We start from the raw sequence: 14,856 nt of genomic DNA, 5'->3' as shown, positions 1-14,856 counted from the left end.
TCAAGCCGCGTAATTACTATCGGTGGCAAAATTGTCTCGGAGGCCATTTTTTTGTTTCGTTCAATTTTGCCTGTCGTTACAATCGCTGCATCGGAATTCCAAGGCGTGCGCACCATGATTTGCCTGATCGTCGATCATCATCCCGTCATTTCCAGCGGCCTGGCGCAGATGGTGCGCGCCAGCTTTCCCGGCTGGCAGGTGGACATTGCCCATACTGTTGCTGCCGCCATCGAGCAGGCCGATGCGCAACAGCCCGATGTCGTGTTGATCAGCTTGCTCATGCCCGACAATTCGGGATTGGCGCTGCTCGGTCACTTGCAGCAGCACGATCCGCACAGCAGGCGCACGGCCAGCATCGTCATCGCCGATGCGCCCGACGCCGATACGGCACGCCTGTGCGAGCGGCTGGGCGCGCACGGCTTCATGTCGCGCGCCCACGCATTTACCGCGATTGACCCGGCGATCCGCGCCGTCTGCGCGCGGCAAAAATATTTCGAGCCGGCGCCCGATCTTGCGACGCCGGTACCGGCGCCGATCCGCTTTACGCCGCGCCAGCGCGACATCGTCGATCTGCTGTTGATCGGCTACTCGAACAAGCAGATCGCCTGCACGCTCAACCTCAGCAGCGGCACGGTCAAGAACTACATCTTCGACCTGATGCGGATGATTTCGGTCAATTCGCGGCTGGAGATGGCGCTCAAGATCCGCGACAGCGGCTACCAGCGCTCGTGACAACCATCATCAAGACCCTCCGGGTCTTTTTTTTCGTCTATCGCCACCCACCGTGCCGGATGACACCTGCCATCGGGCAGGTATCCACTGACATCTGTTCTTGCCAGTTCGACAAAAACATAATGAACCTCGACACCCTAGACCAACGGAGGTTCCATGAACGACGCATCCCCCAACCCCTGGCTGGTGCTGCGCACCCGCAGCCGCCAGGAAAACGTGGTGCAGGAAGTGCTGCGCCAGCGCCAGATTCACTCCTACCTGCCCAAGCACCGGGAGGCCGCCAAGCCGACCGAAACCGCGCTGTTTCCCGGTTATATCTTCGTGCAGCCGCGCCCCGAACAGGTCAGTGCACTGCGCACCGTGCGCGGTTCGTGCGGCCTCCTGATGAGTTGCGGTCGCCACGCGCAGGTGGCCGCCAACGATGTGCTGGCGATCCGCATCATGGTCGGCAGCGGCGCGCCGCTCGATGTCCATGCCGACCTGGTGGCCGGGCAGCCGATGGAGGTGATCGCCGGACCGTTCAAGCACGCGCAGGGGCAGTTCGTCAGCGTCGGGCGTCAGCGCCGGCTGGTGATCAACCTGCACCTGATCGGCCGTGGCCTCAGCGTCGAGATCGACGCCGCCCACGTGCGTCCGCTTGCCAACGCCGCCTGACAGGAGCAAATCATGTCGACCACCGAAATCTATCTGCTGGCGATGATGATGATTTTTGCCGTGCCTTACCTGGTGTGGCGCCTGCTCAATTCCGACAACGTGGCGCCGCTGGTGGTGGTGCAGATCGTCGGCGGCGTGCTGCTCGGGCCCGGCGTGCTGGGCGCCGCCTATCCCGAGTACCACGCCTTCGTGTTTTCGCCGCAGGTCACGCTGGCGCTGAACGGCATCGCCTGGTGGGCGGTGATGGTGTTCGTGTGGATTGCGGGCGTCGAACTCGATTTGCGCCAGGCCTGGCGCCATCGCGGCGAGAGCCTGGTGGTGGCCGGCATGGCGCTGGTCACGCCGCTGCTGCTCGGCGTGGGTGTGGCACTGGTGCTGCTGGGCTGGCAGTCCGACTGGATCGGCCCGCGCGCCCGTACCTGGCAATTCGTCACCGGCGTGGGCATGGGATGCGCGGTGACGGCGCTGCCGATCCTGGTGCTGTTCCTGGAAAAGCTCGGCATCCTGCGCACTGCGCTGGGCCAGCGCCTGTTGCGCTACGCCAGTTTCGACGACCTGGCGATCTGGGGGGTGCTGGCGCTGATCCTGCTCGACTGGGAGCGCATCGGGCGCCAGGGCCTGTTCCTGTGCGGTTTCGGGATTGCCGCCTGGCTGGTGCGGCGCGCGATGGTGCGCTTGCGCGAGGGCGACCGCTGGTATGCCAGCCTGACCTGGCTGCTGGCCTGCGCGTTCCTGTCGGACTGGGCCGGGCTGCACTACATGGTGGGCGCGTTCCTGGCCGGCGTGGTGCTCGACGCCGGCTGGTTCGACCGCACCCGCATGGACGCGCTGCGCGAGCAGGTGCTGTTTGCCTTCATGCCGGTGTTTTTCCTCAGTACCGGACTCAAGACCACCTGGACCGTCGGCGCGGAGACGGTCTTCGTGGCGGCCGGCTTGCTGATGGTGGCCAGCGTGGCCGGCAAGCTGCTGGGCGTGGGACTGGCCGGGCGCATGCTGGGCTGGCCCCGTGGCGATGCGCGCGTGATCGGCTGGCTGCTGCAAACCAAGGGCTTGATTGAGCTGATCTTCGCCAACATCCTGCTCGACAAGCAGATCATCTCGAACCAGATGTTTACTGCCATGCTCCTGATGGCCATCGGCAGCACCATGCTGGCCTTGCCGATGGTGCGCAACAGCCACCTGGTGCCGGCCCGCGCGCCTGCTGCCATGCCCGGCGGCCCGCTGCGTGAATGATATGAGCAACCTTTGCGTGGTGCTGTGCGTGGCGTTGCCAGATGAATACCACCCGGCTGCGCTCGAGCGCAGGCTGCGCCGCCGGCTCGACCGGCCAACGCTGGGCCGCATCGACCGCCTGCGCCAGCCGGTGGACCGCTTGCGGTCGATGCTGGGCCGCCTGCTGCTGCGCCACGGGCTGCGGCTGCGTGGCCTCGACGATGGCGCCGGCGTGACGATCGGCCACTATGGCAAGCCTAGGCTGGTTGATGGCACGGCCGAGTTCAACCTGTCACATTCCGGGCGCTGGGTGGTGTGCGCCATCTCGCAGACGGCGGTTGGCGTCGATGTCGAGCAGATGCGGCCGTTGGACCTGGTGCTGGCGTGGCGCTTCTTTCACCGCCGCGAATGCGCAGCGCTTGCCGTGCAACCGGCAGCCGCCCAGCACGACTATTTCTTTCGCCTGTGGACCGCCAAGGAAGCGTACATGAAGGCGCTCGGGCTCGGTTTTCAGCGCGACATGGCGTCGTTCACCGTGGCGCCGCGCGCGGACCTGCACGTGGCGCTCGACGATCCGCAGGTATCGTCGCAGCCCTACGTGCTGTCCCATCTTGAACTGGACCCCGCTTACCGGCTGGCGCTGTGCCGCCATGGGCAGACGGTGCAGGTGCTGCCGGTAACCCTCGATCACTTGTTGTCACTAACCATCATTCATTAACTTACCTTCAGGCTACTGTGCTGTCGTGCCCGCTTTGAAACGGCATAATGCGCGACAGGGTTGGTTGCCTAAAGGACATAATGTGCTGAATGGAATGCTGAAACGCGATCTGTCGTGGCTGTGGGCGGCGATCGCTGCAATGGTGGTGCTCGTCATCTGGCTGCTGCTGCAACTGGGCCGGCAAGGATCGCAGGCGCAAATCACGGCCGCGCGCACCCGTGCCGCCGTGATTTGCCAGATCATGCGCGCGGGCGCCCAGCGCCTGGACGGCAAGGATATGCAGGCCGAGGCGGTCGAGCGCGCGGTGGTCGATATGGCGCTGCGCGAAGACAGCGGCGTCGAGGGCGGACTGTGGCAGGCGCAGCGCGGCGTGTATGCGTACGCCTTTCCCACCTACGACGGCAGCGGCATCAAGGACGATGCCCCGGCGGCCGAGTTGCCGCGCATCGGCTCGCTGGCGCAGCGCGCTTTGGCCAGCGCCGCGCCGGTGATCGAGGTGCGCCCCGGCCTGCGCGAGGCGGTCGTGTATGGCGCCTGCCCGGTGCGCGATAACGTCGCCGGCTGGACGTTGACGCGCGTCGCCAGCATGGCCGACAACGCGCTCGACCACCTGGTGGTGGCCGTCAGTGTGCTGCTTTGTTCACTGGTGCTGGCCGGGGCCTGGTTCGCGGTGCTGCTCACGCGCTGGGGCCGCGAAGTGCAGCGGCTGTCGGGCCTGCTAGTGGCCAGCGAACGGATGGCCGCCCTCGGCAGCCTGGCAGCGGGGCTGGCGCATGAAATCCGCAACCCGCTCGGCACCATCCGCATGAAGGTGGACAATGCGCTGGCCGCCGCGCCCGAGCGCCGTCCCGCCCGCACCGAGGCCGCGCTGCACACGACGCTGCTGCAAGTGCAGCGGCTGGAAACCCTGGTGGCCAGTCTGCTGGCGCTGACGCAGCCGTTCCACCCGCAGCGCGCACCGGTGGCGCTGGCCGATTGGCTCGAGCAGCGCCGGCAGGACCATGCCGATGCGGCTGCCGATCTCTCGGTAACACTGGCGCTGAAACTCGGGCCTGGCCTTGGCGCTGCCCATGCTGGCACCCACGCCGCACCTCCAGACTCTGTCGCTGCCGAGGTAGCCGCCGCTCCTGCTGACAGCGGCCCGGGCGCGCGCAGCACCGTCCACACCGACCAGGAGGTCGCGCTGTTCGACCCGGCGCAGATGGCGCGCGTGCTTGACAACCTGCTGATCAACGCGCTGGCTCACACCACGGCAGGCGGCCGCGTGGAGTTGGGCGCCGCCCGCAACGGCAATGTCCTGCGGTTGTGGGTGGCCGACGACGGGCGCGGCGTGCCGCCGGCCTTGCAGGCCAGCTTGTTTGATCCGCTGGTGACCGGACGGCCCGGCGGTACCGGCCTCGGGCTGGCGGTGGTGCGCGAAGTGGTCCACGCCCATGGCGGCACGGTGGCGCTCGACCGCGCCCACGTGCCCGGCACCCGTATCGTGATGGAGCTGCCATGGACCTGATCCTGGTTGTCGATGACGATACCGCCTTCAGGGCCACGCTGGCCGAGACGCTGGAAGATCTCGGCTATCGCGTGCGCCAGGCGGCCAGCGCCGAGGCGGGGCTGCGCGCGCTGGGCGAGGGCGGCATTGCCGCCGCGATTGTGGACCTGCGCCTGCCCGGCGACGACGGCCTGGCGCTGCTGCGCGCCGCGCCGGCCATCGCACCGGACGTGCCGTGCATCATGCTGACCGCGTATGCCAGCGGCGCCAACACCATCGAGGCGATGCGCCTGGGCGCTTTCGACCACCTGACCAAGCCGATCGGACGCAGCGCGCTGGCCGCAACGCTGGAGCGGGCCTTGCGCGCCAAGGCAGCGGCGGCGCCGGGACCGGCGGAAGTTGCGGCCGATCCGGCCGACACCATGGTCAGCAGCAGCGAAGCGATGCGCGCCATCTTCAAGCGCATCGGCCTGGTGGCCGACAGCGACAACTCGGTGCTGGTGCTGGGCGAGACCGGCACCGGCAAGGAACTGGTGGCGCACGCGCTGCACCGCAACAGCGCGCGCGCGGGCGGCCCATTCGTGGCCGTCAACTGCGCGGCGATACCGGCCGACCTCCTCGAGAGCGAACTGTTCGGCCACGTAAAAGGCGCGTTCTCCGGTGCTACCGCCGATCGGCCCGGACGCTTCCGCGAGGCCGATGGCGGCACCCTGTTCCTCGACGAGATCGGCGACATGGCGCTGCCCACCCAGGCCAAGATCCTGCGCGTGCTGCAGGAGCGGGTAGTGACGCCGCTCGGCGGACGCCACGCGCAGCCTGTCAACCTGCGGGTGGTGGCGGCCACCCACCGCGATCTCGAAAGCGAAGTCCTCGATGGCGCCTTCCGCGCCGACTTGCTGTACCGCTTGCAGGTCATTACCATCATGTTGCCGCCGCTGCGCGAGCGGCAGGGTGATATCGATGTGCTGATCGCACATTTTCTCCATCACGGCGGCGGACGCGGCAAGCACCTGTCCGGCGCCGCGCTGGCAGCCTTGCATGCGCACGACTGGCCGGGGAATGTGCGCGAGCTGCGCAACACCGTGCAGCGCGCGATTGCGCTGAGCGAAGGGGATTTGATCGAGGTCGAGCACCTGGGGCTGAGCGCAATGGCTGGTGTGCTGCCGGGTAGTGCCGCGCCGCGGCGGGCTGATGCCGACGCTGTGCATGTGGTTCCGGCTATTGCTGGCGGCATTGCGACCCCTGCGCATGCTGGCGCTGGCGGGGAAGTTGCTGCAGCAGCGCCTGCGGTCGCGGAGGGTGTCGCGACAGCCGTTTCGGCGGCTGGCGGGTTGCCTGCCATCGACTGGGACGGCAACCTGGATCGGGCCGTGGCGCAGCTGGAGGCGGCGATGCTGGTCCGCGCGCTGGACGCCAGCGACGGCAACCGCAGCCAGGCGGCGCGGCGGCTGGGCCTGTCGCGCCAGCAGTTGTACCGCAAGCTGGCGCAATATGGACTGGATATGTGACGCCTGTCCGCAGGACGGACAGGCTGGTGTCACCAATCCGGACACGTGCCGGCGGCGAACAGTCCATTTGTGCGCTGTAAGGGACAAATGACGCTGGCACGCTATCTGCATAGACATGGTTACCCCGCCTTTTAATGAAACAAGGAGAGAACCATGAATGTCCTGAAACTGAAACCCGCCATGCTGGCCGCCGCACTGTCCGTTGCCACCGCCGCCGCCATGGCTGCACCACAGCCACCGCAGCCGCCGGCCGCGCCATTGCTGGCCCAGGCCGACACGCCGCCACCGCCACCAGCAGCCGGTGCGCGCCGTGCCAAACCGCCTGCCCAGCCAGGAAAGGGCGTGCGACCACCGGCCCCGCCGCGTGATGGCGTGACGCCACCACCAGCAGGAGCCGGCGCGCCGCCACCTCCACCAGCCGGCGGCGTAGGTGCGCCACCACCGCCACCTCCAGCAGGCGCGGGCATGCCACCACCAGCCGGTGCCGGTATGCCGCCACCTCCACCAGCCGGCGCTGGCGCGCCGCCACCACCGCCAGCCGGCGCTGGCGCGCCGCCACCACCGCCTGCAGGCGCCGGCATGCAGCAGCCACCGGCGCCGCCAGTTGGCGGCCAGCTCTAACCGGGCGGGACGCGACCGATGCAACTGCATAGTCGCCTGTCTGCCGCCTTGCTGACGGCGATGCTTGGCGGCGTTGCCGCCGTCGCCAGCGCCGCGCCGCCGGGGCCGCGAATGCCGCCGGGCTTGCCGATGCCGCCGACTCTGCCAGGCAATGCGGCGCTGGCGGTCATCGAAGGCCAGGTGCAGCGCCTGCTGGTCACGCCTTACGGCGAACCGAATGGGCTGCGTTTTGCTGACGGCACAGTCGTGCTGCTGCCGCCGCACCTGGCCGTGCAGCTGACCGGTGTCGTCGCCGTGGGTGACCGCGTGCGCGCGATCGGGCTATCGGCCAGCGGTGGCGCCTTGCGCGCGCAGGCGCTGGTCAACCTGGTGACCGGCGGCGCGGTGGACGAGCAGGGTGAAGGTCCGCCCCGGCCACCAGCGCCGGCGCCACGTCCGCCGTTGCAGCAGTACGCAGTGCAAGGCACGATCGATGTCGTCTTGCACGGCCCGCGCGGCGAGGCCAACGGCGTCATCCTTGCCGATGGCGCCATCATCTATTTCCGGCCCGACCTGGTCGGCTTTGCGCTGGCGCCGGGTCTGCCGTTCGCGGCAGCCGGCATCGGTACGCGCAGCGCGGCAGGCCTGTCCATCGAAGCGATTTCCGCTACGGCCGGCAAAACTGACAATCCAACCAATTCCAATCATGTCGAGTAACACCATCCTGTGGACGATCACCGCCATTACCATGCTGGGCATCGTGGTGCGCCCTTGGCGCCTGCCCGAGGCCGTGTGGGCGGCGCTGGCCGTCGCGGCGCTGCTGATCTTCGGTCTGATCGACATGGCGCACACCGTGGCCGGCGTGGCGCGCGGCGCCGATGTTTATCTGTTCCTGGCAGGCATGATGCTGCTGGCCGAACTGGGCCGGCGCCACGGCGTGTTCGACTGGCTGGCCGCCCACGCGGCGCGCGCAGCCGACGGGTCCGGCCACCGGCTGTTCCTGCTGGTGTACCTGGCGGGCACGGTGGTGACGGTGGCGCTGTCGAACGACGCCACGGCCGTGGTGCTCACGCCCGCCGTGTACGCGGTGGCGCGCGCGGTCGATGCGCCGCCGGTGCCGTACTTGCTCATCTGCGCCTTTGTCGCCAACGCGGCCAGCTTCGTGCTGCCCGTGTCCAACCCCGCCAACCTGGTCGTGTTCGGAGAGCACATGCCGGGACTGGCCGACTGGCTGGCGTTGTTCCTGTTGCCGTCGCTGGGCGCCATCGTGGTCACGTACGCGATCCTGTATTACCGGCTGCGTGCCGGGCTGCCGCAGGTCATCCGCCGCGCAATCGCGGTGCCGGCATTATCCAGTGGCGGCCGCGTCACGCTTGGCGCGCTTGCCGGTACGGCGCTGCTGCTGGGGGCGGCCTCGGCGCTGCGCTTGCCGCTGGGGCCGGTCACGCTGGCGGCCGGACTGGTGGCGCTGCTGCTGGCCAGTGTGGCTGCGCGGGTGTCGCCGCTGGCCGCCGTGCGGGCGCTGTCGTGGGACGTGCTGCTGATGGTGGCCGGCCTGTTCGTGCTGATCGAGGCGTTGCAGGCGCACGGCGTGGTGGCCGCGCTGGCGGCGCAATTGCAGCGCTTGCAGGCGGCTGAACCGGTCATGGCCGATGGCATCGCCGGCGCCGTGCTGGCCTTGGCCTGCAACCTGTTCAACAACCTGCCGGCCGGCTTGCTGGGGGCGGCCACGCTGGACCACGTGGCGGCCGAGCCGTCGCTGCGCGCTGCCGCCCTGATCGGCATCGATCTCGGCCCGAACCTGTCGGTGAGCGGTTCGCTGGCCACCATCTTGTGGCTGACCGCGCTGCGGCGCGAGGGCGTGCAGTTCAGCGCGTGGCGCTTCCTCAAGCTTGGCGTGCTGGTGATGCCGGCCAGCCTGCTGGCTGCGCTGCTGCTGTTGCAGGTGGCCGCATGAGCGCAGTACCGGCCGCCCTTGGCGCCAAAGTGGCAAGCCCGACTGCCGCCACCCTGTGGGCACTGGGGCTGCTCAACTTTTTCCTGGCCGATGCGCGCGACGGCCTCGGTCCATTCCTCGACGCTTTTTTGACCACCAGGGGGTGGCAGCCGCTGGACCTGGGCATGCTGGCCACCATCGGCGGCGCCATCGGCCTCGCGGCCGGGGTGCCGGCCGGCGCTTTTGCCGACCGCACCCGCAACAAGCGCATGATGATCGTCGTGCCGATCGCCGTGATCACGGCCATGAGTTTCCTGTGCATCGCCTGGCCGCAGAGAGGCGTGGTGTTCGTGACACAAGCGCTGGCCGCGCTGGCCGGCGTGCTGATCGCGCCGGCGCTCACCAGCATCACGCTGGGCGTGGTGGGTCCGAAACACTTCGGCCGCCAGCTGGGCAGGAACGAGGCCTGGAATCACGCCGGCAACGTGGTGCTGCTCGGTGGCACCTGGGGCGCCAGCGCCTGGCTCGGCCTGCCCGGTGTGGCCGGGCTGATGCTGGTGACGACCATGGCGGCCATCATGGCCACGCTGGCCATCGCCCCGGCCAGCATCGACCATGCGGCTGCGCGCGGATTGGCGCCGGCCGGTCCCACCGCGGTAAAGGAGGCAAGCGGAGCACCGGCAGGGGCGGCAATGCCGTCGTGGCGCGCGCTGGCCACCAACCGATCGTTGCTGCTGCTGAGCGTGGCCTTGCTGCTGTTCCACTTCGGTAACGCGCCGCTGGCCCGGCTGATCGCCCAGCAATTCGCCTTGCAGATGCAGCGCCCGTTCGAGACCACGGCGGTGATTACCATGGTGTCGCAGCTGTCCGCGCTGGCGGCGGCGCTGGCGGCGCAGCGCATCATCCGGCGCGAATGGGTGCGCGCGGCCGCCGTGCTGGCGGTGCTGAGTTTGCCGCTGCGCGGGGTGCTGGCGTGGAGCTTTTCCGACTTTGCCATGATTTACCCGGTGCAGTTGCTCGACGGCCTCGGCGTGGGCCTGCTGGGCATCCTGACGCCGTTCCTGGTGGAGCGCCTGACGCGCGGCAGCGGCCATTTCAATATGGCGCTGGCGGCGGTGATGGTGGTGCAGGGCGTGGGGGCGGCTTCGAGCAACGTGGTGGCCGGTTACCTGGTGGCGCATTACGGCTATCCGGTCACGTACCTGCTGCACGGCAGTTTCGCGCTGCTGGCGCTGGCGGCCTTGTTGCCGGCGCTGGCTGGCGCCAGGGCCAAATCGTCAGCGTCGGGCGGCTTGGCGCCTTAGCCATGGTGGCGGGCAGCGCCGGCCATCTTGTGCTGACCGCCGCCCTGCACGGTCAGTGCCAAGCTCAACCGGCCAGGTTGACGCCTGGTCCGGCCTGCTGCGCGGGCGCCTTGGCGCTATAATTCCGGTTTGCCGGCTCGGCAGCGCCCGGCGCGCCGCAGCAGCCGGCCGGTCTCACTGGAACTTATGGAAAAATCAATCGATACGCGTGCCGTGCGCACGCTGGTGATCTCGCCCAACTGGATCGGCGACGCCGTCATGGCGCAGCCGCTGTTGCGCGCTTTGAAGGACGCCAATCCGCAGCGCCGCATCGACGTGCTGGCCCCGGCCTGGGTGGCGCCCGTATGGCGCGCTGCCGCCGAAGTGAGCGAGGTGCTGGAAACGCCGTTCAAGCACGGCAAGCTGCAATGGGCCGAACGCCGCGAGTACGCGCGCATGCTGCGCGAACGCGGCTACGACGAAGCCTATATCCTGCCCAATACCCTGAAATTCGCCCTGATACCGTGGATGGCCAAGATTCCGAAGCGGATCGGCTACAAGGGCGAGATGCGCTACGGTTTGATCAACGTGATGCACCACGACGATCCGAAACACAAGCGCCCGATGCTGCCGTTCTACGCGGCGCTGGCTGGCCCTGTATCAAAGACCCCGCCGCAGGACGTACCGTATCCCGTGCTGACCATCAGCGATGAGGACAAGGCTGCCGCGTTGGGCCGGGTGGGCATCGCGCCCGGCACCACCATCGTGGCGTTCGCGCCTGGCGCCGAGTTCGGCCCCGCCAAGCGCTGGCCCAGCGGCTATTTTGCCGGCCTGGCGCGGCTGTTGCAGCAGTCCCGTCCCGAGATCACCATTGTGCTGATGGGGTCGGCCAAGGATGCCGAGGTGTGCGACGAGATCGTCGCCGCCGCGCCCGGCGTGCGCAGCCTGGCCGGCGTGACGTCGTTATCCGATGCGCTCGCCATCCTCGGCAGCGCGGCGGCGCTGGTGACCAACGATTCGGGCCTGATGCACATTGCCGCCGCGTTGAACCGGCCGGTGGTGGCGCTGTATGGTCCGACCGATCCGAGGCATACTCCACCGTTGTCGGACATTGCCAAGATACTGTGGCTACACCTCGAGTGCGCACCGTGCCAGCAGCGCGTGTGTCCGCTGGGCCACCAGGCTTGCATGCACAAGCTGACGGTGGACCTGGCATGGGCGCCGCTGCGCGCCATGCTGCCGGCGCGGCCGGCAGCCCTTTAATTTTAGAACAGGACAGATCATGATTTTGGTGACCGGCGGTGCGGGTTTTATTGGTAGTAATATCGTTCACGCGCTGAGCCAGCGCGGCGAGGCGATCTTCGTGGTGGATAACTTGAAGCGGCCGGAGAAATTCCACAATGTCGTCGATGCCGAGGTGGTCGATTACATGGGCAAGGAAGAGTTCATCGAACGCCTCGAGCGCGGCGAATTTGCCGGCAAGTTCTCGGCCGTGTTCCACGAAGGCGCGTGCTCCGACACCATGGAAATGGACGGCGAGTACATGATGCGCAATAACTTCCGTTACAGCGTGTCGTTGTTCCACTTCTGCCAGAAGGAAAAAATTCCGTTCATCTATGCCTCGTCGGCAGCCGTGTATGGCGCCGAGGAAGGGTTTACGGAAGAGCGTTCGGGCGAGCGGCCATTGAACGTATACGGCTACTCGAAATTCCTGTTCGACCAGTACGTGCGCAACTTCTGGAAAACCAATGGTGACCGTGGCGCGCAAGTGGTAGGCCTGCGCTACTTCAACGTCTACGGCCCGCGCGAATTCCACAAGGGGAATATGGCCTCGGTGCCGCTGCACCAGTACCGCCAGTTCCTGGCCGATGGCCAGGTGAAATTGTTCGGAGAGTACGACGGTTACGCCGCCGGCACCCAGACCCGCGACTTCGTCTATATCGACGACGTGGTCAGCGTCAACCTGTTCTTCCTCGACAACCCGGACAAGAGCGGCATCTTCAACCTGGGCACCGGTCGTGCGCAGCCGTTCAACGATATCGCGGTGGCGGTGGTGAACAACCTCAAGCCTGAAGCCGGCGCCCTGGGACTGGACGCCATCGTCGAGCAGAAATTGCTGGAGTACGTGACGTTTCCGGACAAGCTCAAAGGCAAGTACCAGAGCTTCACCCAGGCCAACATCGCCAAGCTGCGCGCGATCGGTTACGACAAGCCGTTTTATGATGTGAGCGCCGGGGTGACCGCGTATATCTCGTGGTTGAAGGCCAACCACAAGTAATTGCTATTGCAGGCCCAGCTTCCTGAGCAGGCCGGGCAGCAACTGCGCCAGGAAAACGCTGCCGACCACCTAGGCGATGATGGCGTTTTTCGCTTCGGCGATGGCGGCCTTGGTGTTGGCCTTGACCTCGGCGACCGCTGCCTTGGTCTCTGCTTGGACTTCGGCGACCGCTGCCTTGATTTCTGCTTTGACTTCGGCCAGGTCCGCCTTGGTGGCAACCGTCGCCTTGAGGAGCAGGCGCTGCCAGCGGTTGGAACTGTCGGCGCGCAGCCCGATGCGGGCAGAGGCCGGATCGGCTCCACCGGCAGCAGCAAAGCTATCGGCACGCACGAGCAGCGAACCATCCACGCCCCTCAGCCGATACCACGCCTGACCATTGAAGCGCAGCGTTTCCAGTTCGCGCACCTTTAGCGGCGCGGCCAGCCGCAACGCTGCCGCCGGCGACAATTGTGCGGCCACTTCCTGACCCGACCGGCGCCGCTGTTCGTTCGCCGTGGCGCCGCGTGGCGAGAAGACGCTGAACGGATTCATCGACATCAGGCCCGAAAAAATCCATGTCAGCGTAATTACGCCAACCGCCAGCCCGAGAATATGGTGCCAGCGCATCCAGAAAGTCCGGTACGGTATCGAGCGCGACCGGTTGAGGAACAGCTGCCACACGCCGATGATCAAACCGGTGGCCGCCAGCAGCATGCCGGGCAGCGACAGCCAGACCACGACATGGTGCCAGCGCTCGGGCCAGCGCCGCAGTTCGGTGAAATAGATCCAGTGGGGAATTGCGCCGACCCAGTTCCAGGCCCGCTCGGCGCGGCGCGTTTCGCCGACTACTTCGGCCGCGCCGGGGGATACATACAGCTCCAGTCCATCGTCGCCGTCGAGCTCCACCCGGACCAGCGGCCGGCAAGGATTGAAACCTTGCGCCGCGGTCCACTGGCCGCGTTCCAGCGCAAGGCCAGCGCTACCCCCAGCCACTTGTGGACGAACAGCAGCGCCTGCTTCATGGTCAGAACGTGGTGCGGGCTGTCAACTGCACCGAGCGCGGATCGGCCAGCAGCCAGCGCACGCCGGCGCTGCCGGACAAGGCGTAGTCGCGGTCGGCCAGGTTTTTCACTGACAGGGTCAGGCCCAGCTTGGGCGAGGCGGTCCACGCCAGCGAGGCGTCAATCGCCGTGTACGCGGGCAGGTTGGCAGTGTTGGCGGTATTGGCCTGGCGCTCACCGACGTAGCGGGCGCCGATCGCCGCTTGCCAGCCCGGCACGAAGCGGTAGCCGGTCCAGATGTTGGCGGTGCGCTCGGGAACGCCGGTGGGCGTGTTCCCGGCGCGCGAAATTGGCACGCCGCCGACCACTTCGTTGAAGTCGTCGTAGCGGGCGCGCAGCGCTGCCAGGTTGGCGTCGATGGTCCAGCCGCGCACCGGTTCGGCCGCGAATGCGAGTTCGATGCCGGTCGATGACTGCTGGCCGATCTGCAATGCCACTGTGGGATTGTCCGGGTCGCGCGAGAGCAGGTTGTTCTTTTCGATTTTAGAGAAGGCCGCGCTCCATTCGCCGCGCAGCGCGGCGATGCCGCCCTTGGCGCCGAATTCGAGTTGCTTGCCCTTGGTGAGGTCGAAGCTGGGGCTGCCGTTCGGCGGGGCCAGCGCACCGCTGGGCGGATCGGTGGCGGTGCCGTACTGGACGTACAGGCTCACGGCGGGATCGATGTTCCACACCAGGCCGCCGCGGCCGGTCACCGGAGTGTAGTCGTTTGCGTGCAGGATTTCCAGGTAGCTGTCGCGGTTGATCAGCGTGCCAACCGGGTTGAGGGTATAGCTCTCGGCGTTGCGCCAGTGGCGCTTGCTGGTCACGTAGTAGCTCTCGTTGCGCACGCGCACGCCGGGCGCGGCCTGGTAGTCCACTTTGACGCGCCACCGAGTTATGGCCGGAAAAGCCGCGTGCCGACAGGCTGGTGCCGCCGTTGCCCGGCGACGGCGCTTCGCTCACGCCCGGCATGCGCACAGCGGCGTCCTGGGCGCGCACCAGCACCCGCTCGGCCATGTCGGCGCTGCTCATGCTGCTGACGCTGGCTGGGGTATCGCGTGCGGTCAGACCCAGGCGTGAACCGGTGCCGTTTTCTTCGACGAGGCCGAGGCCGCTGTCGGCGGTGAGGCGGCTTTCGACCACTTCCACCGTGGGCAGGGTGGGGTGATGGGCGCGCGCGGCGGCGCACAAGGTCATGCTGGCGGTGGCCAGTGCGGTCAGGGCCAAATGGTTCATGCGAGGGCGGTGAGCGCGGAAGGAGGCGCACAGTTTACGACATTGATAACATTGAGTCATTCCAAAGATTTTCATTAAACGTGAAAATTATTCATGTGGCCGGTTTTCGTTGTATTTCGATGCGTACTGCGCCCGGCTTGGCGCGGCGCTGGCGCTATAATTCGTCACCGGGGAGTTTGCCCATCCACGGTCAA

General features: G+C 67.2%; 14 protein-coding genes and 1 pseudogene. 12 read left to right on the top strand and 3 right to left on the bottom strand.

Translation table 11 applies throughout. The features are described from left to right. Positions 1-114 precede the first annotated feature (114 nt). The 12 genes from ASF04_RS26300 (at position 115) to rfaD (ending at position 12,407) form a co-directional block, all read left to right on the top strand. The gene (locus ASF04_RS26300) at positions 115-732 is read left to right on the top strand and encodes a response regulator transcription factor (protein ID WP_056148556.1); all 618 of its coding nucleotides are present in this window, start codon (positions 115-117) and stop codon (positions 730-732) included. Between the two features lie 156 nt (positions 733-888). Continuing rightward, on the top strand, positions 889-1,386 hold the full coding sequence (locus ASF04_RS26295; protein WP_019920638.1) for a transcription termination/antitermination protein NusG: 498 nt from the start codon (positions 889-891) through the stop codon (positions 1,384-1,386). Positions 1,387-1,398: 12 nt separating this feature from the next. Further along, the gene (locus ASF04_RS26290; RefSeq protein ID WP_056148554.1) at positions 1,399-2,619 is read left to right on the top strand and encodes a cation:proton antiporter; all 1,221 of its coding nucleotides are present in this window, start codon (positions 1,399-1,401) and stop codon (positions 2,617-2,619) included. A gap of 1 nt (position 2,620) precedes the next feature. Continuing rightward, positions 2,621-3,316, top strand: coding sequence for a 4'-phosphopantetheinyl transferase superfamily protein (locus ASF04_RS26285; RefSeq protein WP_056148551.1), 696 nt, complete (start codon positions 2,621-2,623; stop codon positions 3,314-3,316). Between the two features lie 94 nt (positions 3,317-3,410). After that, positions 3,411-4,823, top strand: coding sequence for a HAMP domain-containing sensor histidine kinase (locus ASF04_RS26280; protein ID WP_082489032.1), 1,413 nt, complete (start codon positions 3,411-3,413; stop codon positions 4,821-4,823). Beyond that, complete coding sequence (locus ASF04_RS26275; protein ID WP_056148548.1) at positions 4,814-6,310, top strand: sigma-54 dependent transcriptional regulator; 1,497 nt, start codon at positions 4,814-4,816, stop codon at positions 6,308-6,310. Before ASF04_RS26280 ends, ASF04_RS26275 begins: the two co-directional genes overlap by 10 nt. 153 nt (positions 6,311-6,463) lie before the next feature. Then, the gene (locus tag ASF04_RS27975; protein ID WP_200931150.1) at positions 6,464-6,931 is read left to right on the top strand and encodes a hypothetical protein; all 468 of its coding nucleotides are present in this window, start codon (positions 6,464-6,466) and stop codon (positions 6,929-6,931) included. 18 nt (positions 6,932-6,949) lie between these two features. After that, positions 6,950-7,627 carry a hypothetical protein gene (locus tag ASF04_RS26270; protein WP_056148546.1) on the top strand — a complete coding sequence of 226 codons (678 nt, stop codon included), beginning with the start codon at positions 6,950-6,952 and terminating at the stop codon, positions 7,625-7,627. Then, a complete protein-coding gene (locus ASF04_RS26265; RefSeq protein ID WP_056148542.1) occupies positions 7,617-8,867 on the top strand; it encodes an SLC13 family permease in 1,251 nt (416 codons plus the stop codon). Before ASF04_RS26270 ends, ASF04_RS26265 begins: the two co-directional genes overlap by 11 nt. After that, a complete protein-coding gene (locus ASF04_RS26260; RefSeq protein ID WP_056148539.1) occupies positions 8,864-10,150 on the top strand; it encodes an MFS transporter in 1,287 nt (428 codons plus the stop codon). Before ASF04_RS26265 ends, ASF04_RS26260 begins: the two co-directional genes overlap by 4 nt. Before the next feature lie 186 nt (positions 10,151-10,336). Further along, on the top strand, positions 10,337-11,392 hold the full coding sequence (waaF, locus tag ASF04_RS26255) for a lipopolysaccharide heptosyltransferase II (RefSeq protein ID WP_056148535.1): 1,056 nt from the start codon (positions 10,337-10,339) through the stop codon (positions 11,390-11,392). Between the two features lie 16 nt (positions 11,393-11,408). Next, positions 11,409-12,407 carry an ADP-glyceromanno-heptose 6-epimerase gene (gene rfaD / locus ASF04_RS26250; protein WP_056148532.1) on the top strand — a complete coding sequence of 333 codons (999 nt, stop codon included), beginning with the start codon at positions 11,409-11,411 and terminating at the stop codon, positions 12,405-12,407. A 69-nt stretch (positions 12,408-12,476) separates the two neighbouring features. Here the strand turns inward: rfaD and ASF04_RS26245 are convergent, their stop codons facing one another. The 3 genes and pseudogenes from ASF04_RS26245 to ASF04_RS28430 all read right to left on the bottom strand — a co-directional run. Beyond that, on the bottom strand, positions 12,477-13,379 hold the full coding sequence (locus tag ASF04_RS26245) for a hypothetical protein (RefSeq protein ID WP_200931149.1): 903 nt from the start codon (positions 13,377-13,379) through the stop codon (positions 12,477-12,479). Between the two features lie 31 nt (positions 13,380-13,410). Then, a complete protein-coding gene (locus tag ASF04_RS26240; protein ID WP_056148530.1) occupies positions 13,411-14,304 on the bottom strand; it encodes a TonB-dependent siderophore receptor in 894 nt (297 codons plus the stop codon). A 67-nt stretch (positions 14,305-14,371) separates the two neighbouring features. Continuing rightward, positions 14,372-14,443 (bottom strand): annotated as a pseudogene (locus ASF04_RS28430) (hypothetical protein); the annotation flags it as partial. Positions 14,444-14,856 lie beyond the last annotated feature (413 nt).

It is taken from the genome of Duganella sp. Leaf61 (assembly GCF_001421905.1).
GTDB classification, from domain to species: Bacteria; Pseudomonadota; Gammaproteobacteria; order Burkholderiales; family Burkholderiaceae_D; genus Rugamonas; species Rugamonas zoogloeoides.
Note: the sequence above shows the minus strand (reverse complement) of the source record. Positions and strands in the feature narration are given on the sequence as shown.

Coding starts and splice junctions, on each gene's coding strand:
- ASF04_RS26300 (WP_056148556.1), top strand. CDS start 115: ATGATTTGCCTGATCGTCGATCATCATCCCGTCATTTCCAGCGGCCTG.
- ASF04_RS26295 (WP_019920638.1), top strand. CDS start 889: ATGAACGACGCATCCCCCAACCCCTGGCTGGTGCTGCGCACCCGCAGC.
- ASF04_RS26290 (WP_056148554.1), top strand. CDS start 1,399: ATGTCGACCACCGAAATCTATCTGCTGGCGATGATGATGATTTTTGCC.
- ASF04_RS26285 (WP_056148551.1), top strand. CDS start 2,621: ATGAGCAACCTTTGCGTGGTGCTGTGCGTGGCGTTGCCAGATGAATAC.
- ASF04_RS26280 (WP_082489032.1), top strand. CDS start 3,411: ATGCTGAAACGCGATCTGTCGTGGCTGTGGGCGGCGATCGCTGCAATG.
- ASF04_RS26275 (WP_056148548.1), top strand. CDS start 4,814: ATGGACCTGATCCTGGTTGTCGATGACGATACCGCCTTCAGGGCCACG.
- ASF04_RS27975 (WP_200931150.1), top strand. CDS start 6,464: ATGAATGTCCTGAAACTGAAACCCGCCATGCTGGCCGCCGCACTGTCC.
- ASF04_RS26270 (WP_056148546.1), top strand. CDS start 6,950: ATGCAACTGCATAGTCGCCTGTCTGCCGCCTTGCTGACGGCGATGCTT.
- ASF04_RS26265 (WP_056148542.1), top strand. CDS start 7,617: ATGTCGAGTAACACCATCCTGTGGACGATCACCGCCATTACCATGCTG.
- ASF04_RS26260 (WP_056148539.1), top strand. CDS start 8,864: ATGAGCGCAGTACCGGCCGCCCTTGGCGCCAAAGTGGCAAGCCCGACT.
- waaF (WP_056148535.1), top strand. CDS start 10,337: ATGGAAAAATCAATCGATACGCGTGCCGTGCGCACGCTGGTGATCTCG.